General features: G+C 37.0%; 22 protein-coding genes and 1 riboswitch. All 22 genes read left to right on the forward strand.

The genetic code is table 11. The features are described 5' to 3' along the window. Positions 1-333: 333 nt before the first annotated feature. A complete protein-coding gene (locus ACLIBG_RS07450; RefSeq protein WP_439312132.1) occupies positions 334-1431 on the forward strand; it encodes a D-alanyl-D-alanine carboxypeptidase family protein in 1098 nt (365 codons plus the stop codon). Beyond that, positions 1424-2017, forward strand: a complete 594-nt coding sequence (locus ACLIBG_RS07455; protein WP_439312133.1) for a nucleoside recognition domain-containing protein — start codon at positions 1424-1426, stop codon at positions 2015-2017. Before ACLIBG_RS07450 ends, ACLIBG_RS07455 begins: the two co-directional genes overlap by 8 nt. Position 2018: 1 nt before the next feature. Further along, positions 2019-2549 (forward strand): spore maturation protein, encoded by a 531-nt coding sequence (locus ACLIBG_RS07460; protein WP_439312134.1) that lies wholly within the window; start codon positions 2019-2021, stop codon positions 2547-2549. Positions 2550-2606: 57 nt separating this feature from the next. Further along, entirely contained in the window at positions 2607-3350 is a 744-nt protein-coding gene (locus ACLIBG_RS07465) for a pseudouridine synthase (RefSeq protein ID WP_439312135.1), read from the forward strand. 51 nt (positions 3351-3401) lie between these two features. Continuing rightward, entirely contained in the window at positions 3402-3980 is a 579-nt protein-coding gene (gene resA / locus ACLIBG_RS07470; protein ID WP_439312136.1) for a thiol-disulfide oxidoreductase ResA, read from the forward strand. Between the two features lie 17 nt (positions 3981-3997). Continuing rightward, the gene (resB, locus tag ACLIBG_RS07475) at positions 3998-5647 is read left to right on the forward strand and encodes a cytochrome c biogenesis protein ResB (protein WP_439312137.1); all 1650 of its coding nucleotides are present in this window, start codon (positions 3998-4000) and stop codon (positions 5645-5647) included. Between the two features lie 82 nt (positions 5648-5729). Then, positions 5730-6929, forward strand: coding sequence for a c-type cytochrome biogenesis protein CcsB (gene ccsB, locus ACLIBG_RS07480; RefSeq protein WP_439312138.1), 1200 nt, complete (start codon positions 5730-5732; stop codon positions 6927-6929). 129 nt (positions 6930-7058) lie between these two features. Beyond that, positions 7059-7775, forward strand: a complete 717-nt coding sequence (locus ACLIBG_RS07485) for a response regulator transcription factor (RefSeq protein WP_439312139.1) — start codon at positions 7059-7061, stop codon at positions 7773-7775. Continuing rightward, positions 7775-9544: an ATP-binding protein gene (locus tag ACLIBG_RS07490; RefSeq protein ID WP_439312140.1), complete on the forward strand. Its 1770-nt coding sequence runs from the start codon at positions 7775-7777 to the stop codon at positions 9542-9544. Before ACLIBG_RS07485 ends, ACLIBG_RS07490 begins: the two co-directional genes overlap by 1 nt. 38 nt (positions 9545-9582) lie before the next feature. Further along, positions 9583-9765: riboswitch (cobalamin riboswitch) on the forward strand. Positions 9766-9926: 161 nt separating this feature from the next. Further along, complete coding sequence (locus tag ACLIBG_RS07495) at positions 9927-10358, forward strand: DUF4430 domain-containing protein (protein WP_439312141.1); 432 nt, start codon at positions 9927-9929, stop codon at positions 10356-10358. Beyond that, positions 10336-10863 carry an ECF transporter S component gene (locus ACLIBG_RS07500; RefSeq protein WP_439312142.1) on the forward strand — a complete coding sequence of 176 codons (528 nt, stop codon included), beginning with the start codon at positions 10336-10338 and terminating at the stop codon, positions 10861-10863. Before ACLIBG_RS07495 ends, ACLIBG_RS07500 begins: the two co-directional genes overlap by 23 nt. A 101-nt stretch (positions 10864-10964) precedes the next feature. After that, the gene (locus ACLIBG_RS07505; RefSeq protein WP_439312143.1) at positions 10965-12077 is read left to right on the forward strand and encodes a helix-turn-helix domain-containing protein; all 1113 of its coding nucleotides are present in this window, start codon (positions 10965-10967) and stop codon (positions 12075-12077) included. Next, positions 12031-13581, forward strand: coding sequence for a RecQ family ATP-dependent DNA helicase (locus ACLIBG_RS07510; RefSeq protein ID WP_439312144.1), 1551 nt, complete (start codon positions 12031-12033; stop codon positions 13579-13581). The genes ACLIBG_RS07505 and ACLIBG_RS07510 overlap by 47 nt, the downstream gene beginning before the upstream one ends. After that, positions 13559-14125 (forward strand): lysostaphin resistance A-like protein, encoded by a 567-nt coding sequence (locus ACLIBG_RS07515; RefSeq protein WP_439312145.1) that lies wholly within the window; start codon positions 13559-13561, stop codon positions 14123-14125. The genes ACLIBG_RS07510 and ACLIBG_RS07515 overlap by 23 nt, the downstream gene beginning before the upstream one ends. An 11-nt stretch (positions 14126-14136) precedes the next feature. Next, on the forward strand, positions 14137-14472 hold the full coding sequence (locus ACLIBG_RS07520) for a hypothetical protein (protein WP_439312146.1): 336 nt from the start codon (positions 14137-14139) through the stop codon (positions 14470-14472). 174 nt (positions 14473-14646) lie between these two features. Then, entirely contained in the window at positions 14647-15411 is a 765-nt protein-coding gene (locus ACLIBG_RS07525) for a metallophosphoesterase (RefSeq protein ID WP_439312147.1), read from the forward strand. Between the two features lie 169 nt (positions 15412-15580). Next, the gene (locus ACLIBG_RS07530; RefSeq protein ID WP_439312148.1) at positions 15581-16168 is read left to right on the forward strand and encodes a genetic competence negative regulator; all 588 of its coding nucleotides are present in this window, start codon (positions 15581-15583) and stop codon (positions 16166-16168) included. Between the two features lie 90 nt (positions 16169-16258). Further along, complete coding sequence (locus ACLIBG_RS07535) at positions 16259-17182, forward strand: D-alanine--D-alanine ligase (protein ID WP_439312149.1); 924 nt, start codon at positions 16259-16261, stop codon at positions 17180-17182. 123 nt (positions 17183-17305) lie between these two features. Beyond that, positions 17306-18586: a Glu/Leu/Phe/Val family dehydrogenase gene (locus tag ACLIBG_RS07540; RefSeq protein WP_439312150.1), complete on the forward strand. Its 1281-nt coding sequence runs from the start codon at positions 17306-17308 to the stop codon at positions 18584-18586. A 534-nt stretch (positions 18587-19120) separates the two neighbouring features. Then, positions 19121-20095 carry a YpdA family putative bacillithiol disulfide reductase gene (locus ACLIBG_RS07545; RefSeq protein WP_439312151.1) on the forward strand — a complete coding sequence of 325 codons (975 nt, stop codon included), beginning with the start codon at positions 19121-19123 and terminating at the stop codon, positions 20093-20095. 122 nt (positions 20096-20217) lie between these two features. Further along, positions 20218-21051, forward strand: a complete 834-nt coding sequence (gene sleB / locus ACLIBG_RS07550) for a spore cortex-lytic enzyme (protein WP_439312152.1) — start codon at positions 20218-20220, stop codon at positions 21049-21051. A 15-nt stretch (positions 21052-21066) separates the two neighbouring features. Continuing rightward, entirely contained in the window at positions 21067-22398 is a 1332-nt protein-coding gene (gene ypeB, locus ACLIBG_RS07555) for a germination protein YpeB (protein WP_439312153.1), read from the forward strand. Positions 22399-22408 lie beyond the last annotated feature (10 nt).

Genomic DNA, 22408 nt, shown 5'->3' on the forward strand with positions numbered 1-22408 from the left:
ATTCCTTTATCTTAGGGTATATGGGAATGTTCGATTAAAACCGCCACTTTGCGTGGCGACATCGAACCACCAGCTTTGAGCTGGCGCAGTCGCTACGTTTCTAGGCAGGGCGCTTGCGCTTTTCTTATATGACAACGGGAATTGTTGACTTCCAAAAGCTCGATTTTGTTGGAGAGCATCAAATACCTCAACCAAAACGCACATCATTTAATGAATAAATGATGTGCGTTTTTTAGTGCTTATGGCATGTGTAAATAAAGTAATCTTTAATCATAACGTCAATGTACAAGCATAAAATATGGTAGGGATTAATACTACGGGAGGAAGCCTACTATGCGTATTTCTTTATGCTTTATTTTTCTATTATTTATAGTCTTGTATTTTCCCGGTTTTGTTCAAGCATCTGTCGATGTATCGGCTAATAATGCTGTTCTTATGGAGCAATCAACCGGTAGGGTGTTATATGAAAAGCAAGCACATGAAAAAAAACCGATTGCAAGCATTACGAAGGTAATGACCGCAATAATAGCAATTGAATCAGGTCAAATGGATAAAAAAGTAAAAACGAGCAGACGTGCAATTTATACGGAAGGTTCTTCTATTTATTTGGAACAAGGAGAAAAGATGAAACTTGAAGATCTTGTTTATGGATTGATGTTACGTTCAGGCAACGATGCGGCAGTTGCGATAAGTGAGCAAGTAGGAGGAAGTGTTGAGGGATTTGTATATTTAATGAATGAAAAGGCAAAATGGCTCGGCATGACAAATACAAACTTTACAAATCCGCACGGACTTCATGACGATTCTCATTTCTCAACAGCTTATGATATGGCATTATTAATGCAATATGCGATGAATAATGAACAATTCAAAAAAATATCCGGCACTATCACTCATACCGCTGACAATAGATCTTATGCATGGAAAAATAAAAATAAATTATTGACGTATTACTACGATCATTGTACGGGAGGGAAAACCGGATTTACTAAAAAATCAGGACGGACATTGCTTACAACTGCCAAAAAAGACGATTTTGAATTAATTGCGGTTACGTTAAATGCTTCGGATGATTGGCGTGATCATATCCAAATGTTTGAATGGGGCTATAAAAATTTCAAGCTTCGTTCGCTGGAAAACAGAGAGGAGATTAATTTTAAATTAAAAGAAACAAACGATCTTTTTACTGGGTATTTACAAGAACCTGTATATTATCCTTTAACAGATGACGAATATTCACATGTTCATTCTTATATCCGACCAGACGATAAAACCACTCAAGGTGTTTTGGGTCAAATGATATTTTCACTAAAATCTAAACCAATTCATCAGACAACAGTTTACAGCAATCCGCCACGGCTAGATCGTAATTATAGTACATCTTTTTTTCGGATAATAAAAAGCATCGCGGGGTTGGAGATAAATGGTTAACATCATTTGGGCGTGCATGGCCATGATCGGCATTATTTATGCGATGTTCAATGGGACGATGGAGCAGGTGAATAACGCCTTATTTGAAAGTGCCGGAGAAGCGGTGACACTTTCGATCGGACTTATTAGCATATTAGTGTTTTGGCTAGGGATAATGAATATCGCTGAAAAAGCAGGTATATTAAAAGTTTTGACATCAATTTTCAAGCCAATTGTCATTCGATTATTTCCGGAAATACCGAAAGATCATCCGACACTTGGATATATTTTATCGAATATAACTGCAAATTTATTTGGATTGGGAAACGCTGCTACACCGATGGGAATTAAAGCAATGGAGCAAATGAAACAACTCAGCGGCACAGATAAAGCATCCAGGTCGATGATTACTTTTTTAGCATTAAACACTTCGAGTTTAACCATTATTCCAACAACTGTTATTGCAATAAGAATGCAACACCACTCTGCTTCCCCGACTGAAATTGTCGGCACTACCATCCTTGCAACGATATGCTCAACAATAGGAGCTATTTGTGTTGACCGTCTATTTTACAAAATGAATAAAAGTAAATATGGAGGGGATTAGGTTGAGCGTAATCACAACAATCAGTACGTGGCTCATTCCATGTTTTATTTTAATCGTTTTACTCGTTGCGACGTGGAAAAAAGTGCCGACGTACGAATTGTTTGCAGAAGGAGGAAAAGAAGGTGTGAAGATGGCATTTTCCTTGCTTCCTTTTCTAGTAGGCATGATTGTATCTATTTCCATTCTTAGAAGCTCCGGAGCGTTGGAAGCTTTTATTCATTTTATCGCTCCAGCCCTTTCCCTCGTCGGTATCCCGGCGGAAATTGTTCCACTAGCTCTTGTGCGGCCGATATCAGGAACAGCGGCACTCGGTATGACGACAGAACTCATAGATCACTATGGTCCGGATTCATTTCTCGGCAGACTAGCCTCTACAATGCAAGGAAGTACCGACACAACCTTGTATATAATTACTATTTATTTTGGTGCTGTCGGAATTAAAAAAATGGGGTACGCACTAAAGGTTGGACTAATTGCTGATTTAATTGGTATAATAGCGTCCATAGTAGTAGTAAATATCATATTCGGGTAAAATTAGAAGCGTTAATCTAGATTAACGCTTTCATTATGGAAAAAATAGGTGATATTAATGAGTGAATCGTTGGAACGATTGCAGAAAGTTATAGCTCAAAGTGGGATTACTTCTAGAAGAAAAGCTGAGCAATTCATTCTTGATGGAAGAGTGAAAGTAAACGATGAAGTAACGACAGTACTTGGAACAAAAGTTTCCCTAAAAGATAAAATCGTTGTAGACGGGGTCCCGTTGGAAAAGGAAGCTCCAGTTTATTATATGTTGTACAAGCCAAAAGGCGTTATATCGAGTGTAAAAGATGATAAAAACAGGAAAGTAGTTATGGACTATTTGGCAGGTATTGATGAACGTGTATTTCCAATCGGGAGACTCGATTATGATACGTCAGGACTTATTTTGCTAACAAACGACGGCGAATTTGCACATTTATTGATGCATCCAAAACATGAAATTAAAAAAGTGTATATGGCCAAAATAAAGGGTATTCCTTCCAAGAAAGAACTATCTCGATTAAGGAAGGGTGTTATATCAAATAACGAGCGCCTCAAAGCGATCGATTATAATATCGTGTCAACTGACAAGAAAGCAAATTCAACCGTTTTGGAAATAACGTTGCATGAGGGAAAAAATAGGCATGTTAAACGAATGATGGAGCAACTAGGTTATCCAGTTTTAAAATTGAAAAGAGAAAAATATGGCATGTTAACACTTAAAGGCCTTAAAACGGGAACATATCGAGAGTTGACACCATATGAAGTGAAGCAAATGAGAAACATGGCAAATCAAAATGTTAAACAATAGACAAACATCGCACCACCTATCAATGATACAATGGCTGTGGGAGTGATTAGCTTGAACATGGAAGAAGTTAGAAAAAAGAAAAAAGGACGAATTAAAAGACGCTTGTTTTTCAGAACAGTCGTTTTGGTTGTGTTACTAGCTGCAGTAGCTTTCGCTCTATTTTCCAATTTTAATAAGGATAAGACAGTTTATGACGTGGGTGATAAAGCTCCTGATTTCAAATTACAGCAAATAAGTGAAAACAATGAATTGGAGACCATTCAATTAAGTGATCTAGAAGGTAAAGGTGTTATGCTTAACTTCTGGGCGACATACTGTAAACCTTGCGAGGCAGAAATGCCCTTTATGCAAAAATTATATCCGGAATATAAGGATAGAGGAATTGAGATCGTAGCGGTTAGTCTGGATGCCACTGAATTGGTAATCGACAGATTCATTGATAAGTACGACCTAACCTTTCCAGTCCCGCATGATAAAAAAAATCAAGTGAGCGACAAATATAAAGTAGGGCCTATACCTAGCACGTTTTTTATTAGCCCGGAAGGTATCATTGTGGAAAAGATAGAAGGTGCCCTAACACTGGAACGACTGGAAGGCTATTTTCAAGAAATAGAGCCAAAGCAGAATTAGTATTGTGAGGGATTTGAATGAATAAAATAAAGTGTGAATGCGGGCATGTGAATCCAGAAGGTACCGTACTTTGTGAAGCTTGCGGTAAACCGATAGAGGAAAACCAGCATATTGATGGCAATAATGATAAGAAGTTATTGAATATGCGTTATGACGGAACTGCTCGAAGGTCACAAACTTACAATAAATCAATTATTGATAAAACATGGAGTTTTTTTTCATCCGTTAAAGTAGGCGTTTGGTTAATTGTACTTGCTCTAATCGGTTCGGCTATCGGCTCAATTTTCCCCCAAGAAATGTACATACCTGCCGATGCTGTTTCACGAGAACCTTCGATATTTTATGAAGCACGATATGGGTTGTTCGGTAAAGTGTTTTATCAACTGGGCTTTCATAACCTTTATAGTTCCTGGTGGTACATGCTGTTAATTGCGCTCATCGGTGTCTCCCTCGTTATTTGCAGTCTTGACCGCGTTGTACCATTGTATAAAGCGTTAAAAATGCAAAAGGCTAAACGTCATAAAACGTTTTTAAGCAGACAGCGTTTATTTAGCGAAACAGATGTCGTATCAAATAAAGATAAAAAAACGGTGATCGAGCGGCTTAAAAAACAACGCTATCGCGTGCGGGATGAAGATGGCCATATTTTAGCCGAAAAAGGGCGATTCTCAAGATGGGGGCCGTACGTTAATCATATTGGATTAATTATTATTTTAGCGGCTGCTTTATTACGCATGACCCCTTTTTTATTTCTTGATGAGTATGTTTGGATTCGTGAAGGGGAAGAACTGGCTATCCCTGGAACGGACAGTGAATATTTTATCAAAAATGAAAAATTTACGGTTGAATATTATGATGAAAATGATGAGCGATTTAAAGATGCCCTTGAAAAAGAAGGCGCAATGGTTGCCAAAAACTATCAGACAGATGCGATTATTTATAAGGCAAAAGAATCTTCTTTAACCGGAGCGAAACCAGAATTAGAAAAAGTCGTACAAGGACAGATTAGAATGAATCAGCCAATTAAGTTTGACGGCTATACGATTTATCAATCAGGCTATCAGGAAAACGAATTTACAAACATGACGTTTAAGATTCATGAAACGGACGATGAAGAGGAGAAGGCAATCGATACCGTTACAATTGAACTTACTTCGCCGAAAACAGAATATGAACTGGAAGATGGTTCAAAACTTGTTGTCGACCAGTACTATCCGGATTACTACCTTGATAATGGCGAACCAAGATCGGAATCCAAATATCCTAGAAATCCCGCATTTGTATTTTTCTATTATCCTTCTGGAGAAGAGGAACCAGAAGTTAGCTTTGTTGGGATTGGAAAAAACATTGACGCTACTGGTGAAAACGACTATAAATTGGGGATTGTAGATTTTGAAATGCACAATGTCAGCGGACTTACTGTACGCAAGGATTATACGTTGCCGCTATTTGGACTGGGAGCACTAATATTTATGATTGGTGTTGTACAGGGAATGTATTGGCAGCATCGTAGAATTTGGATCAACCCTACTGGTGAAGGTGTTTTACTCGCTGCACATACGAATAAAAACTGGTTTGGTGTGAAAAAAGATATCGAAAAAGCGGTAGCAGATACGAATATTAATATGGTCGTCGATCAACAGGAATTGGAAGAAGATCAGAAGTAACTACGATAAAAAAACAGAACACAAAAATGTAAATCATTACCGAAAGTATTCTGTTTTGTTTCAGCGATAAAGGAGGATCTTCATGGAAAATTTATACAGTATTAGCAGTACGGCACTTTATACAGCGTTTGTTCTGTATTTAATTGCTACATTCTTTTTTGGTGCTACGATTCGCGATAAAAATAAAAATCAAATGGATGGGCGACGCGGTAAAGCAGCGTCCATTGGAATTACCATTACAATAATTGGTTTCCTGGCGCAAATTGTTTATGTAATTACCCGGTGGATGGCAAGTGGACATGCACCAGTCAGCAACATGTTTGAGTTTATGACATTTTTTGGAATGTGCATGGTGTTGGCATTTATTATCTTGTATTTCATTTATCGTCTGACAGTTTTAGGGTTATTTGCACTTCCGATTGCATTAGTCGTCATTGCTTACGCAAGTATGTTCCCAAGGGAAATTGCTCCACTTGTTCCTTCCTTGCAGAGCCATTGGTTGTATATACATGTAACAACCGTCTCTCTGGGGAACGCTATTTTATCACTAAGCTTTGTGACTGCCTTAATTTATTTAACAAGGCAGGTTGATCAAACTACACTTAATAAACGAAGCGCTTGGTTGGAGGCAATATTATACACAATCGTCGTGGCTATAGGGTTTGTTGTCATCACAACAACCTTTAATGTGATGGGATACAACGCACAATTTGAATATCCTTCCGGTAATGGAACAATTGTTTCCAATTATCATTTACCAGCGATTGCGGGTCCGAATGGCGGTGTATTAATAACAGAAGGGGCTATGGCTCCATTGTTTGAAACACCGAGTTGGATGCATGGTGCTGATGCCGGTCGAAAATTTAATACGGTTGTTTGGTCTGTAATTGTAGGAACTATTTTATATGGGTTGATTCGCTTGTTTACCAGGAAGCGAATTGGTGCAGCGATCCAGCCACTTTTGAGAAAAGCGAAACCGGATTTATTAGATGAAATTACGTATCGTGCAGTAGCGATTGGATTTCCAGTATTTACGCTTGGCGGTCTTATTTTTGCAGCCATTTGGGCGCAAATAGCGTGGGATCGTTTCTGGGGTTGGGACCCTAAGGAAGTCTGGGCACTTATAACGTGGTTTTTCTATGCAGCATTTTTGCATTTAAGATTGTCACGCGGTTGGCACGGAGAGAAATCGGCATGGTTAGCTGTTGGCGGATTTGCGATTATTATGTTTAATCTGGTTGCTGTAAACCTTGTATTGGCAGGTCTGCATTCTTATGCATAATACATTGAAAAAATAACCTATTAATGAACATGATATCTTCCGCTTTAAGGAAGATGTCATGTTTCTACTTATACTTTTACTCGTAGTTCGTTTATACTGAAAGAAGAATGAGTTGGAGGAGGATCCTAAATGCCCGAAAATACATCCGTATTAGTAGTTGATGATGAAGATAGAATTCGAAGGTTGCTCCGTATGTACCTGGAAAGAGAAGGTTATACCGTCGAAGAATCAGACAATGGGACCGACGCCCTTCATATGGCATTGTCAAATGATTATGATGTTATATTACTTGATATAATGATGCCTGGAATGGATGGAATAGAAGTGTGTCAAGCGTTGAGAGAGGAAAAGAATACACCTGTTATTATGCTCACTGCTAAAGGGGAAGAATCGAACCGTGTGCAAGGGTTTGAAGTGGGAACAGATGATTATATTGTTAAACCTTTTAGTCCAAGAGAAGTTGTCTTACGTGTAAAGGCTGTACTTAGAAGAACTTCAGATGCAAAATATAATAAAGATATGACGCAATCAGCAAATTTGCTAGCATTTCCCGAGCTAACAATTGATCTTGATGCATACCGTGTTACTTCAAACGGTAAAGAAATTAGCTTAACACCGAAAGAATATGAATTACTATGTTTCTTAGCGAAGGCTCCTGATAAAGTGTTTAAACGGGAGGATTTATTAAAAGAAGTCTGGGAATATGAGTTCTTTGGGGATTTGCGTACGGTTGATACACACGTAAAACGATTACGCGAAAAATTAGCAAGTGTTTCCAAAGAAGCTGCGAAAATGATTGTAACTGTTTGGGGCGTTGGATATAAACTTGAGGTAGATGATGCATAATGTTTTGGCGCAGCGTAGTAGGCAAACTAGCAATAACTATACTATTGCTAGTTTCTTTTGTGTTATTTATACTGACAATCTTATTACTTGAATTTTTCGAAGGCTTTCATATTCAAGAAGCAGAAAAGGATATGATGCAAACGGCGACAAAGGTTTCTGTTTTAGTGGAACAACATGATGAAGAGGATTTAGTTATGGGAACGACGGAACGAGTAAAAGATCCTGTAAGTAGAGTAGTCATTGTTTTTCAGGATGGATCCTTGTGGTCTTCTGATACGACAAATGAGGATTTACTTCATTTGGATAATGAGTGGTTTTTAAACAACGAAGATATTAAACAAGCAGCTGCGAATAACAAGTCCTTCAATAAACAAATGGTTATCCCCGACAACGAAGTCGAAGTAATGATTGTTGCAGATCCGATTAAACATAACAATGGTGTTGTTATAGTGTATCAATCTCTTGATGCAGTCGATCAAACAAAGGCGGAAACGACGAAAATTATCTTTGTTGCTGCTGGGATTGCGATTATATTAACAACTGTTTTTGCGTTCTTTTTGTCCACTCGAATAACATCTCCGTTAATAAAAATGCGGGAAGCTGCCTTCGATTTAACGAGAGGAGAATTTAACACGAAGGTCCCTATTTTGACTCATGATGAAATAGGAGAGCTTGCCATTGCCTTTAACCGAATGGGGAGGCAATTGAAGTTTCATATAAATGCACTAAGACAGGAGAAAGAGCAGCTATCTGGAATTGTGACCTCGATGGCTGATGGGGTTATCACACTTAACAGATCAGGTGAAATGATTATAACGAATCCACCTGCTCAGAAATTTGTTCGAGATTGGTATTTTGAAAATGGCAAAGTGTTGGATAAGGATAATATGTTATTACCGGAAGAGTTAAACCAAATTTTGCAAAAAGTGATTAATGGGGAAAATGAAGTATTGCAGGAGCTTAGCTTACAAGGCCGCAATTGGGTAATGATAATGACACCGTTATATGATCAAGCTTATGTACGAGGCGCCGTAGCGGTCATACGTGACATGACCGAAGAAAGGCAAATGGACAAGCTTAGAAAGGATTTTATTGCTAATGTGTCACATGAATTAAGAACCCCTATTGCTTTATTACAAGGGTATAGTGAAGCTATTGTTGACGATATTGCTGATACAAAAGAAGCGAAAAATGAGCTGGCTCAAATCATTCATGAAGAATCACTACGAATGGGACGTCTTGTGAATGAGTTACTTGATATAGGCAGAATGGAAGCCGGCCATATACAACTACAGCTTGAGTCGAACAACGTGGAAAGTTTTATTGATCGGATTCTTAAAAAATTCACACAAGCCGCAAAAGAAAATAATGTTCGATTGGAATTGACGAAAAGTATTGAAAAAGATGAAGCGGTTTTTGATGCCGATCGTCTGGAGCAAGTGTTGACCAATTTAATTGATAATGCACTCAATCATTCAAATGACAATGGTAAGGTCCACATTGAGGTGACAAATACAGCAGACATGCTATACGTTGAAGTAATAGACAATGGCAGTGGTATACCGGAAGAAGATTTATCTTTTGTTTTCGAACGGTTTTATAAAGCGGATAAATCTCGTACTAGAAATAAAAAGAAAAAAGGAACCGGGCTTGGATTGGCGATAGCCAAACATATTGTTGAGGCACATTCTGGAACGATTGCTGTAAAAAGTAAATTAAATGAAGGGACAACATTCAGCTTCAAAATTCCACAAAACAAAGAAGATTAGATTGTTTATACGAAACAAATTCGTTATAATAAGGTTTCAAAATATAGAATGAATTTGGTGACTGCTAAGTCTTAATAGGGAATCCGGTGAAAATCCGGAACTGTCCTCGCAACTGTAAATGAAGCGAAATAAGCATAATCCACTGTATGTTTTGGCATATGGGAAGGCGCTTAAAGTAGGTATTCATCAGTCAGTAGACCTGCCAAGTTTATAAATTTTTGCTTCGAGGATTGAGCGTCTAAAGAGATGATGAATAATCATTACGACTTGATATTGTAATAAATCATTCAGTATGTAAACTTTACACTGAAGGCTTGTTCATTTAATTTAAACCGAATTGCGAAATATCCTCGATGCTCTAATACAATACAGGAGGAAAAAAATGACTAATTGGAGCAGACGTTTTATCGTATTTATTCTTACTATCGGGTTACTTGGGGCTTGTGCAGCGAATAATGACAACCAAAATCAAGAACCGACTGCCGAAGAGGAAACAAACCAAACAGAACAGAGTGAAGAGGCTCAAGAAGAAAACATTGTTGTCACATTATCAAAAGATGATGGTGAAGAAATTATAGAGGAAAAGGAAATACCTATTGAAGAAGGAGCCATTCTTATGGATGTCATGAAAGCAAACTTTGACATTAAAGAAGACGGTGGTTTTATTCATTCAATTGAAGGGGTTGCTCCTGAAAAAGGAGAAGAGAAAGCATGGATGTATTTCGTTAATAACGAAATGCCTATGGTAGGTGCATCAGAGTTTGAATTGTCTGCAGGTGATGAGGTCACATTTGATCTTCAGTCCTATGAATAAAGTGAATTTCAGCCCGTATCGGATCACTTTATTGGCACTACTTGCGGCACTTGCCGTCGTAGGGAGATATGCATTTGTATTTCTCCCAAATGTCCAACCGGTAACATCACTAATCATTATTTGTGGGGTCTTGCTAGGCCCCCTTTCTGCAGTGCTTTTGGCGATTTTGACAACTTTTTTATCAAATATGCTATTGGGAATGGGTATCTGGACAATATGGCAAATTGTCGCATGGGGAGCCATCGGAGTAATTAGCGGTATGATTGGCAGTGTATTCGGGGAGCTGAGACTGCATACTATCATGATTTATTCGATTTTTTGTGGCTATTTTTATGGACTTATCATCTCGCTTACTACATACCAAGTAACCGGGAAGTTTTGGCCTTACTACATACTTGGACTTCCGATGGATACTTATCATGCGATTGGTAATGCAATATTTATGCTTCTTGTATATCCGATTATATCACTTTTATTTAAAAAGTATTCCAAAGCACACTTATAAGATTTCGACGAACTTCACTGCTCGGTATGGAAATAATCCGTGTTCTATTAAGCGTAAATAAACATGAGAGATGGTTTGAAATGAGTGGAGGGAAGAACTCTATGTTGTTGAAAAGCGTGATACTAACTTGTTTTGACAAACTACAAAAAGAAAGATCCTCAAGCGCAGTATATCATATTTTAACCGCAAAACGTTCCATACAGACGATCCAGGATATTCATTTATATCAATTGCAATCATTTTATGGTATTTATAAAACTTTGAAAAAAAGTATATTTGAACATACATTACATCAAATGAATAAAGATGGGTTGCTAAATGGTCTATCCGAAGAAGCGATGGTCCATGATCTCACGCCTGCAGGGGAAAAGTGGTTGAAGGAGAACTATAAAGTATGTAGCCTACACTATTTTAATGGAATTATGTTTGAAGAAATGAGTTTACCATTTGCTGAGAGGCTTTTATTGCTCATTCAAGTTTTTACAAATAGTAGGATGAATCATAATACATATATCCCTGTAGTTGATAAAAGAGAAATTGAATTATGGGTAAAAAAATATTATAAACAGATGAATAATCAACAAGAAAATTTTTTAGAAAAACTATATAACGAATTGGAACAAATTTTGGATTGTTTCTCAAATAAAGAAGCAGAAATATTTGTACAGCGCCTAACAGGATATAAATATTATGGTAAAAGCATGGAACAAATCGCTATACGATATGCATCTACTTTTCAGGATGTTCATTTGTTGCTTGAACGAACATTACATCGCATGCTCCAGATTATTATCACCAACAAAACGACTTATCCACTATTATTCTCCATCATTAAAGACCTTGTGCAAACAGATAAACTAACCCAATCAGCAAGAAAAACGTATTATTATTTGGACAAGCAATACACTCCGCATGAAATAGCGAAAATTCGTAAGCTAACTGTAAATACAGTCTATGACCACATTGTGGAAATTGCCGTAGACGATAAACATTTTCCAATTGAAACCTACGTTGATCAGTTCAAGCAAAAAGAAATTATGAATGCTGTACAAAGAAGCGGCTCCTATAAACTAAAATCGTTGAAACAATATGTTAGTGAAGAGATCACCTATTTTCAAATACGCCTTGTATTAACGATGATTACACATATTAAGGGAGGAGAGGAGTATGAACCAAACGCCAGTGCTGGAGACACAACTTCAAAGACATTTTAACTATTCCACATTTCAACCGGGACAGAAAGAAATTATAGAAGATGTATTAAAAGGAAATGATGTGATAGGCATATTACCGACCGGATCAGGGAAATCTTTATGCTATCAATTGCCGGCCAAACTTCTTGAAGGCACAACAATTGTAATTTCACCTTTAATTTCTTTAATGATGGATCAGGTTAAGCAACTAAAAGCTAGCCAATTCAAAGAAGTAGTTGCTCTAACCAGTTTTATTCCATACGGGCAGCGACAATGTTTATACAAAACTCTTCATCGGTATAAATTGGTATATATGTCACCCGAATTATTGCAGCAACAGGAAGTGATGGATGAATTAAAAAAAATTAAAGTGAGTTTATTTGTTATTGACGAAGCACATTGCATCTCACAGTGGGGATTTGAATTCAGGCCGGATTATTTAAAGCTCGATCTCATTATCCGTCAGTTGGAAAACCCGCCTGTTTTAGCGTTAAGTGCGACTGTCACTGAAGCAATACAACGGGATATTCGAACGGCTTTAAAAAGACCACACATGATTCAGCATATATACCCCATGGACAAAGAAAACATTATATTTACAGTAAAAGAAGTATTGAATAATAATGAAAAAATGACGTGTCTTCTGCGAATCTTACGTCCTTATCGATTGCCTGCAATTATTTATTTTTCAAGCAGAGCAGAAGCAGAAATAATTGCACAAAGACTATCTAATGAACTCGCAGCTTTTCGAATTGCTTATTACCATGGGGGAATGGAAAGTATAGACCGTGTTATGGTTCAACAACAATTTATGAATGACCAATTGGATATAGTATGTTGTACGAGTGCATTTGGCATGGGAATTAATAAAAGCAATATTCGGTTAGTTATTCATTATCATCTGCCTGCACAGTTAGAGGCCTTTATTCAAGAAGTAGGAAGATCAGGGCGTGATGGAAAAAGCAGTGTAAGCTTGTTGTTATACTCCAAAAATGATGTTAATATCCATCAACACTTAATACATAAAGAATTGCCTTCCGAGGAAGAAATTAATGAAGTATGGGAAAAATTATATATCATGCATTTACAGCGACAGTTAATACCGCCGGAAGCAGAAAAAAAGTTCGAATTAAATGAAAATCAATGGCGATTTTTGCACTATCAAGCCGAAAAGCATGGTATGATTACTAATAATATCATTAATTTTGAACCAAAAACATGGGAAAGTTCTCGAAAACAAATACAACAATTTAAAAATGAGAGACAATTGATTAAACAACAGAAATTAAATGAAATGGTTGATTGGATATATGAAAAAGGGTGTCTCCGTAAACGATTATATGCCAATTTTCAAGAAGGATATAAGGAACCGGCAGTTTCATGTTGTAAAAATTGTGGTTTCTCTTTAACCGATTGGAATGCGGACAATCCGGTTATTGATATGGAACAATCATTGACTTGGCGAGATCAATTAAAACAAATATTGTTAGTTGGAGAATTAAATGAAACAGACGGAGTTAATTAAAAAATTGTCTGATAAAGAACTATTTAAACAATTAATCATAACACAAATGATATTATTATTTATAAGTTTTGTGTCCAGCTTTTTTTTATTTGATAATGTGTCAGAGTGGTTTACATATTTTGACTTTAATGGATTTAATATTGTTTATTATGGAGTTATTCCCGGTATTGTGATTGTGTTGATCGACTTAGTTCTCATCGTATTGGTACCAAAGCGGTTTTATGATGACGGGGGAATAAATGAAAGGGTATTTAAAAATCGAACCGTATTAGAAATATTTGCAATAGCATTGATTGTAGCCGTTGCAGAAGAATTTTTATTTAGGGGAGTAATACAAACCACATTCGGCTATATTACAGCCAGCATCATATTTGCACTTGTACATGTTCGTTATTTGCATAAACCGATTATGTTTTTATCCGTTTTATTTGTCAGTTTCTATATTGGGTATTTGTTTGTACTTACCGAAAATCTGGTCGTTACAATCACTGTGCATTTTATTGTTGATTTCATACTAGGCATTGTCATACAAAAGCAAAAGTGAGGTGTGGTAAATTGAGCGTGCAAAATAATAATGAAGATCATCAAGCAGCAAAACTGCAACAGTTATTTGCAGAGATTAACCATGAAGGAACAAAAGATGAACCAAATGAACCTGAAAACAATGGGTCAAACAAAGATGATGATGCACAGGATATGATTGATAAAGTGGATATATTGAACTTGCCACCAAGAAGTGAAATACATGGAAGTAAAAATAAAAACACACGGATTAAATTTAAAATGCCATTTATTAGAATAGTCGCTGTTATAATCCTATTGATCATCGTTTCAGGATTGGCTTATTATATGTACCTAAATGAATTGCTTATATTTACTATATTTAGCTAAATGTATTGGCTACTACATAATCAGCAGGAGTCATACTGGTTATTATAAATGTCATAATTATATGCTGATGAATCTGCATATAATGTAACTAAGGCGATTCAAATTCCCTAATATTTTGTTCGATGGTAACCGCAACATGAAAATGTTCCGAAACTAGATCGGAGGAACTTAGTTTTGTTATTAGCTGCCTTTTTCCTGCTGTTGATTTTAATTTTTTATATGATATATAAGGCACACTACGATATAATCAATTACCAAACAATCGTAGATAATAAATTGCCAACGGCTTTTAATGGGATGAGCATATTTTTTATAGCGGATATCCACCGCCGACTTATAAAGGATGCAACATTAAATAAGATCAGTCATCCTATTGATTTTGTTATGATCGGGGGAGATTTAACGGAAAAAGGTGTACCTTTTGAACGGACCAGAAAGAATATAACGAAACTCAAACGATGGAATGTTCCGATCTATTTTGTTATGGGGAATAACGATTATGAAGTGTTGCCGGGTACATTTGAAACCTTACTACAACAAGAAGGTGTTGTAGTGTTAAAGGATGATTTTACACAAATACATAAAAGAACGTCTTCTATATATTTGTATGGATTTGATTATGATCCTGATCATGCTAATCATTTATTTGTTAATTGGGATAAGGAGTCAGTCGCATTTCGGATTTTGCTTACACATACACCTCGTTCATTTGAGGAGTTGCCTCATGAAATTCAGAATAAATTCAACATTGTATTTGCTGGTCATACGCATGGTGGTCAAATACGATTGGGTCCTCTTGGATTGTATCGAAACGGAGGATTAAGTAACGTCGGGGATACGAACGTGTTGATTAGTGAAGGATATGGGTATTCACTTTTACCCTTTCGACTACAAACAACAGCTGAATGCCATGTAATAACGCTTAAAGAAAAAGAGTGATCGGAAGACAGAGCAGAAGCGGTCTTACACACGGTAACTCGTTAAACAATAGAATTAAATGATACAAGTTCAAATTTACATTGATCATCATATAATGTAATACACAAATGATACCAACATAGCTTAATCTTATTCGAATTAAAAGTTACATTATTTAGGAGGGTGCGGCATGCGGATTGAGCGAGTTTCTGACGATCAATTTACCATTTTTTTAACCTTTGATGATTTAGTTGAACGTGGCTTTACACGCGATGATTTGTGGCGGGATGCGACAAATGTGAAGAATTTATTCAGCGACATGATGTATGAAGCAAGTACGGAACTGGAGTTTGAGTTAGAAGGTTTACTACTTGTGCATGTTCATTTAATGCAAGCACAAGGGATGCATATCATTGTTACACAAAAGGCAGATCCATTTGATTTTGATGAGGAATTTATTGAAATGGAAGTTTTATTGGATGAGAGTAGAGAATTGATCTTTTACTTTGATGACTTTGAAGACGTTATTAAAGTGTCAGATCATTTATATACACGTAATATAATAGATGGACAAATATATTTCTTTAATAATAACTATTATGTACTATTGGAACAAAAAGATTTGAAGCAAAATAAAGAAGATATTATTGCAATTATGTCAGAGTATTCGACACCGAGCATTATTACATCTTATCGATTAAAAGAATACGGAAAAGAAATTATTAATGCTCGTGCAATCGAGAAAATTGTTCACTATTTTCATCCAGATCACTCTTGAAAATGATAGTATGTTACCCGTAAAAATGATACTATTTAATTAATCAAAAGGAATAAATAGATCAGTTTTAAGCGACAGGGAGTGTATGGTGTGAAAATAGCAGTTTTATATGGCGGTGTTTCGAAAGAGAGAGAAGTATCGTTATCATCAGGAAAAGGTATTATAGAAGCTTTGAAACAAAATGGACATGAAGTCGTTCCCATTGATTTTCATCCAGATAAGTTGGAGAAAATTATTGAACTTGATGTAGATATTGTGTTTATTGGATTGCATGGAAAATTTGGCGAGGACGGTACAATTCAAGGTTTATTGGATTTATTACGTATCCCTTATGTTGGATCTGGTGTTCTTGCTTCTGCTTTAGCGATGGATAAATCAAAAGCAAAGGAAATATTTTCATTGAATAAAATCCCGGTTGCTAACAGTAATGTGTATACCGTAAACGATGCTACAAATATAGAGGAAATAGCGAAGCAAATTAAACTAAATTATACTCCGCCATTTGTAATTAAGCCAAACAGAGAAGGTTCCACCCTTGGTTTGACAATTATTAAAAATGAAGAGCAAATAAATCCTGCAATTCAAAACGCTGCGGCAAGTGACGACAAAGTGTTAGTAGAAGAGTTTTTAGAAGGGATTGAGATTACAGTACCGGTACTTGGATCCATCGGTAAGGAGCAAGCTTTGCCAGTAATCGAAATTATCCCGAAAAATGATTTGTATGACTATGATGCAAAGTATTCGGTAGGTGGTAGTGAGCATGTTATCCCTGCAAATATTAGCGATGCATTGACAGAAAAAATTCAACAATACGCTGTTCAAGCACATCAGCTGTTAGGTTGCGAAACGTACTCGCGAGCTGATTTTATTTTAACAAAAGAAAATATTCCTTATATTCTAGAAGTAAACACATTGCCCGGTATGACACCGACCAGTTTATTTCCAGATTCAGCAAAAGTAAATGGGATGAGTTACGAAGAAATGATTGAGGCTTTCGTCCAACTTTCAATGTAAAATTTATTTCAGTAATTTGCAAAAGTTTATTTCATATTATTGATTATTTATAATGAAAGTGTATACTAATCACTGAGTAGAGCTATTATAAAATATTTATTAGACAATCTAGGAGGTAAATTTATGGTAGCCGATAAAGCAGCAGATTCTTCCCAGGAAAATACAGAAAAAATGGATGTACTGACTTCAACACGAGCTGTTGTTAAAGATGCATTAGAGAGACTAGGTTATCCAAATGAACTGTATGAGTTGTTGAAAGATTCACTTCGTATGCTGACAGTTCGTATCCCTGTAAGGATGGATGACGGGTCTATCAAAGTTTTTACTGGCTATCGTGCCCAACATAATGATGCGGTCGGTCCAACTAAAGGGGGCGTAAGATTCCATCCGGACGTTACGGAAAAAGAAGTTAACGCGTTGGCGATCTGGATGAGTTTGAAAGCAGGCATTGTAGATTTGCCTTATGGTGGTGGTAAAGGCGGTATTATTTGCGACCCGCGAGAAATGTCCTTTCGAGAGCTTGAGGGATTAAGCCGTGGCTATGTTCGAGCAATAAGCCAAATTGTTGGACCAACAAAAGATATACCAGCACCTGATGTATTTACAAATTCGCAAATTATGGCCTGGATGATGGATGAGTATAGCCGAATTGATGAATTTAACAACCCAGGATTCATTACGGGTAAACCAATCGTATTAGGCGGCTCACACGGAAGGGAATCTGCAACTGCAAAAGGTGTGACCATTTGCATTGAGGAAGCTGCTAAAAAAAGAGGCTTTGAAATAAAAGGAGCAAGAGTAGTTGTTCAAGGTTTTGGTAATGCAGGGAGCTTTTTAGCTAAATTTTTGCATGAAGCAGGTGCGAAAGTGATCGGAATATCCGATGCGTATGGGGCTTTGCATGATCCGGATGGCCTTGATATTGATTATTTGCTCGATAGAAGAGACAGTTTTGGTACAGTAACAAAGCTTTTTGACAAAACAATAACGAATGAGGATTTACTGGAACTTGATTGTGATATTTTAGTTCCTGCCGCAGTCCAAAATCAAATTACTGAACATAACGCACATAACATAAAAGCAAATATTGTAGTTGAAGCTGCAAATGGCCCGACAACGATGGATGCTACAAAGATATTGACAGATAGAGGTATTTTATTAGTACCGGATGTATTGGCTTCTGCAGGCGGCGTTACCGTTTCGTATTTTGAGTGGGTACAAAATAACCAAGGATACTACTGGCCTGAGGATGAAATCGAAGAGAAACTTTATAAAGCAATGATTAAAGCTTTTAATGCCATATACAATACAGCTGAAACACGCGGAATTGATATGCGTCTCGCTGCATATATGGTTGGGGTAAGAAAAATGGCCGAAGCTTCACGCTATCGTGGCTGGATTTAAAATCTAAGATTACGACAAAAACTCCTAACATTATGATTAGGAGTTTTTTGGTTTAACGCATAAAGAAAAGCGCAAGCGCCCTGCCTAGAAACGTAGCGACTGCGCCAGACGGGAGCTGGTGGTTCGATGTCGCCACGCAAAGTGGCGGTTTTAATCGAACATTCCCATATACCCTAAGATAAAGGAATCATGCCCCTGCAAAAGGGGATACGTGAGTTGGGCGCAAAGCCCGTTTTTAGTTGGCCTTCCTTTGTCTTACCGAATCGATGATAACTTTCACCCAAGGGCATAAGGGCGACTAAGCCTCTGGCTAAAGACATCGGCAAGTCTTCTTTATCGCAAGGCGCTGCGGGAAGTCGCCTAGTTTCTGGGCTGGCAGGCTTAGAACGCCACGTCTTGTGGTGCCGCCTGGGACTGCGCGTAAATGCTCGCCCCACCGAAAAGATTTGCACTAGAACATCCTGTACGTCGAAGCTAGACAGCTATGCACAAAATTATATACATTCTTATCTTGTAAAAAAGGAAGTGCAAGTGATGAATAATGAACATACAATTATTATTGGCGGCGGTCCCTGTGGTTTATCCTGTGCACTTGAATTGCAAAAACATGGCATACAACCACTAATCATTGAAAAGGCTGGAATTGTAAATACGATCTATAACTTTCCTACCCATCAAACCTTTTTCAGTACAAGTAAAAAGTTAGAAATAGGAGAGATTCCTTTCATTACAGATAAACTAAAACCGGTTCGTAGCCAAGCTTTGGCTTATTACCGCGAGGTTGCTAAAAGAAGTAAGCTGCGAATTTACACGTATGAAAAAGTTCAAGATGTAACGAAGATTGGTCGAACATTTGAAGTCTTGACAGAAAAAGATTCAGGAGAGCAATGTACCTATCATGCAAAAAATATAATTGTTGCTACCGGTTATTATGATCAGCCAAATAAATTGAATATTCCCGGCGGAACCTTGCCAAAGGTTAGCCATTATTTTAAGGAAGCACACCCTTACTTTGATAAAGATGTTACAGTGATTGGTGGAAAAAATTCAGCAGTAGATACCTCGTTGGCTCTATATAAAGCGGGCGCAAGAATTACTGTTTTATACCGTGGCAATGACTACTCCAAGAGTATTAAACCATGGATACTGCCTGATTTCGATTCATTGGTCAAAAAAGAAGTAATAAATATGGAGTTTAGTGCACGTGTTACAAAAATCACAACAAACCATGTGCATTTTGAAACGAATGGCAGATCAAAAAAAGTTAAAAATGACTTTGTTTTTGCCATGACCGGTTATAGACCAGACACAAATTTCATGGAATCGATCGGAATAAATATTAATCCCACCAGCGGAAAGCCGAGCTATCATGAATCAACATACGAAACAAATGTGAAAGGAATATACGTAGCTGGAGTCGTTGTATCTGGATATAATGGGAATGAAACTTTTATCGAAAACGGAAGATTCCATGGAGAAAAAATAGCATCAGCCATTATGGAAAATTAAATGTTTATCATTAGAACTCTTTCTTTAAATGGAGAAAGGGTTCTTCTTATTTTTCATGAATAAAAAAACTCTTTTCACAGAAAATAGGTGTACAACCAATATTTTTTGTGGGAGGAAAAAAGATGAAACGAAAAAAACTGTTCCTTTTATTCATTGGCTTTATTGTTTTTTCGTTCGGATATCATCCGTCAAATTCTATACACACAGTGCAAGCATTCAGTTCTCAAGTAATTCAACAAGGAGCAGTTGGTGAAGATGTCATTGAATTGCAAGCAAGGCTCCAGTATATCGGGTATTACAACGGAAAAGTTGATGGAGTTTTTGGATGGGGAACCTATTGGGCATTACGAAATTTCCAGTATGAATTTGGATTGGAAATTGATGGAATGGCAGGTGCCACGACAAAACAAAAACTGGCTGATGTAACAAAATACAATGAAAAATACGTTAAGCAACAAATAAATGCCGGGAATAAATTTACACATTATGGTGGTGCGGAACAATCTGATAATCAATCACAAAAAGATTCGGGTAAAAAGGAAACGGGAGAAAAGCAAACAGAAAAGCCTCAATCAACCGCGGTTAACGTTCCTAAAGGATACTCACAAAATGATATTAAACTATTGGCGAACGCAGTCCACGGAGAAGCAAGAGGGGAACCATATGTCGGACAAGTTGCGGTTGCAGCGGTTATATTGAATAGAGTAAAAAGTCCTACGTTTCCCAATACAGCATCCGGAGTAATTTTTGAACCGAGGGCATTTACTGCTGTAGCAGACGGTCAAATATGGCTTACACCAAATGAAAGTGCAAAACGGGCAGTTCTGGACGCGATCAATGGATGGGACCCTTCAGGAAATGCACTCTATTATTTTAACCCAGATACCGCTACATCAGGTTGGATATGGACTCGCCCGCAAATCAAGAAAATTGGCAAGCATATATTTTGTAAATAGAAAGGTGTGAAGTAAATGATTCGGGGCATAATTATAGGAGTTCTTTCTATAGGTGTAATTGGACTTGGGTATTTTGGATACCAAGAACATCAAGAAAAAAATGCAATTTTGATCCAGGCAGAAAATACGTATCAGCGATCCTTTCATGAACTTAGTTATCATATGGATATACTACATGACAAAATTGGTACGTCACTGGCAATGAACTCTGAAGATAGACTGTCGCCACAATTTGTTGATATTTGGCGAATAACTTCCGAAGCACTTTCCAATGTAGGTCAGTTACCTTTGACACTACTGCCATTCAATAAAACAGAAGAATTTCTTTCTGATATCGGTGATTTCACGTACCGTACAGCTGTACGGGATTTAAATGATGACCCATTAACCGATGAGGAATTAACAATTTTTAAAGATCTTTATAAACAAGCGGGGGATATAAAAGATGAATTGCGCCAAGTGCAGCATGTCGTATTGAAAGATAATTTAAGATGGATGGATGTGCAACTGGCACTTGCGACAGAAGATCAACAATCGGACAACACCATTATTGATGGATTTAAAACGGTTGAAAAAAAGGTTGAAGGTTTTTCGGAAGGAAGTACGGATTTTGCCGCTCTTGGAGCAACAACAAAGGAGCATCAATATAAAAATATTTCCGGTGAAAAAATAAGTGAAAAAGAAGCATTGAAAATAAGTAAAGAATTATTTCAAACTAAAAATGAAAAAAATGTAACAATTGCTGAAAGTGGGGAGGGGGCTGATGTACCCACATACAGTATTTCATATAAAAACGAAAATAAGAATGCCTATATGGATATGACACAACAAGGTGGACATCCCATTACCATTTTAGTGGAAAGACCATTGCAAGATAAAGAATTAAGTTTGAATAAAGGGCTGCAGAAAGCTGAAAATTACTTGAAGCAATTTGAATTTGAAAATATGCAAATTTATCAAAGTACAGAATTTGACGGAATTGGTGTTTACTCCTTTTTGTATCAAGAAGATAATGTTCGGGTTTATTCCGACGCAATAGAAGTGAAGGTAGCGCTGGATAATGGAGATATATTAGGTTTAACAGCTAGAAACTATTTTATGAATCATGAGGATCGAAATATAGCCCAACCAAAATTGACCGCTGAAGAGGCGAGGGATAAAGTTAATAGTCAAGTCGACATAAAAGAGGAGCATATGGCGATTATCGACAACGATCTCGGCGAGGAAGTGCTAACGTATGAATTTTTAGGTGTTTTAAATAATGAAACCTATCGTATTTTTATCAATGCATTAAATGGCACAGAAGAAAAAGTAGAAAAATTATCAGGAGCGGAAGGAATATTTTAAATAATCCTTT

This window comes from Virgibacillus sp. W0181 (assembly GCF_051846915.1).
Taxonomy (GTDB): Bacteria; Bacillota; Bacilli; order Bacillales; family Amphibacillaceae; genus JBPYCR01.

What these genes read in the sequence shown, in the direction of transcription:
- ACLIBG_RS07465 (WP_439312135.1), top strand. Translation starts at nt 2,607, where the DNA reads ATGAGTGAATCGTTGGAACGATTGCAGAAAGTTATAGCTCAAAGTGGG.
- ACLIBG_RS07530 (WP_439312148.1), top strand. Translation starts at nt 15,581, where the DNA reads ATGCGGATTGAGCGAGTTTCTGACGATCAATTTACCATTTTTTTAACC.
- ypeB (WP_439312153.1), top strand. Translation starts at nt 21,067, where the DNA reads ATGATTCGGGGCATAATTATAGGAGTTCTTTCTATAGGTGTAATTGGA.
- ACLIBG_RS07450 (WP_439312132.1), top strand. Translation starts at nt 334, where the DNA reads ATGCGTATTTCTTTATGCTTTATTTTTCTATTATTTATAGTCTTGTAT.
- ACLIBG_RS07505 (WP_439312143.1), top strand. Translation starts at nt 10,965, where the DNA reads ATGTTGTTGAAAAGCGTGATACTAACTTGTTTTGACAAACTACAAAAA.
- ACLIBG_RS07455 (WP_439312133.1), top strand. Translation starts at nt 1,424, where the DNA reads ATGGTTAACATCATTTGGGCGTGCATGGCCATGATCGGCATTATTTAT.
- ACLIBG_RS07515 (WP_439312145.1), top strand. Translation starts at nt 13,559, where the DNA reads ATGAAACAGACGGAGTTAATTAAAAAATTGTCTGATAAAGAACTATTT.
- resB (WP_439312137.1), top strand. Translation starts at nt 3,998, where the DNA reads ATGAATAAAATAAAGTGTGAATGCGGGCATGTGAATCCAGAAGGTACC.
- ACLIBG_RS07495 (WP_439312141.1), top strand. Translation starts at nt 9,927, where the DNA reads ATGACTAATTGGAGCAGACGTTTTATCGTATTTATTCTTACTATCGGG.
- ACLIBG_RS07490 (WP_439312140.1), top strand. Translation starts at nt 7,775, where the DNA reads ATGTTTTGGCGCAGCGTAGTAGGCAAACTAGCAATAACTATACTATTG.
- sleB (WP_439312152.1), top strand. Translation starts at nt 20,218, where the DNA reads ATGAAACGAAAAAAACTGTTCCTTTTATTCATTGGCTTTATTGTTTTT.
- ccsB (WP_439312138.1), top strand. Translation starts at nt 5,730, where the DNA reads ATGGAAAATTTATACAGTATTAGCAGTACGGCACTTTATACAGCGTTT.
- ACLIBG_RS07510 (WP_439312144.1), top strand. Translation starts at nt 12,031, where the DNA reads ATGAACCAAACGCCAGTGCTGGAGACACAACTTCAAAGACATTTTAAC.
- ACLIBG_RS07545 (WP_439312151.1), top strand. Translation starts at nt 19,121, where the DNA reads ATGAATAATGAACATACAATTATTATTGGCGGCGGTCCCTGTGGTTTA.
- ACLIBG_RS07540 (WP_439312150.1), top strand. Translation starts at nt 17,306, where the DNA reads ATGGTAGCCGATAAAGCAGCAGATTCTTCCCAGGAAAATACAGAAAAA.
- ACLIBG_RS07485 (WP_439312139.1), top strand. Translation starts at nt 7,059, where the DNA reads ATGCCCGAAAATACATCCGTATTAGTAGTTGATGATGAAGATAGAATT.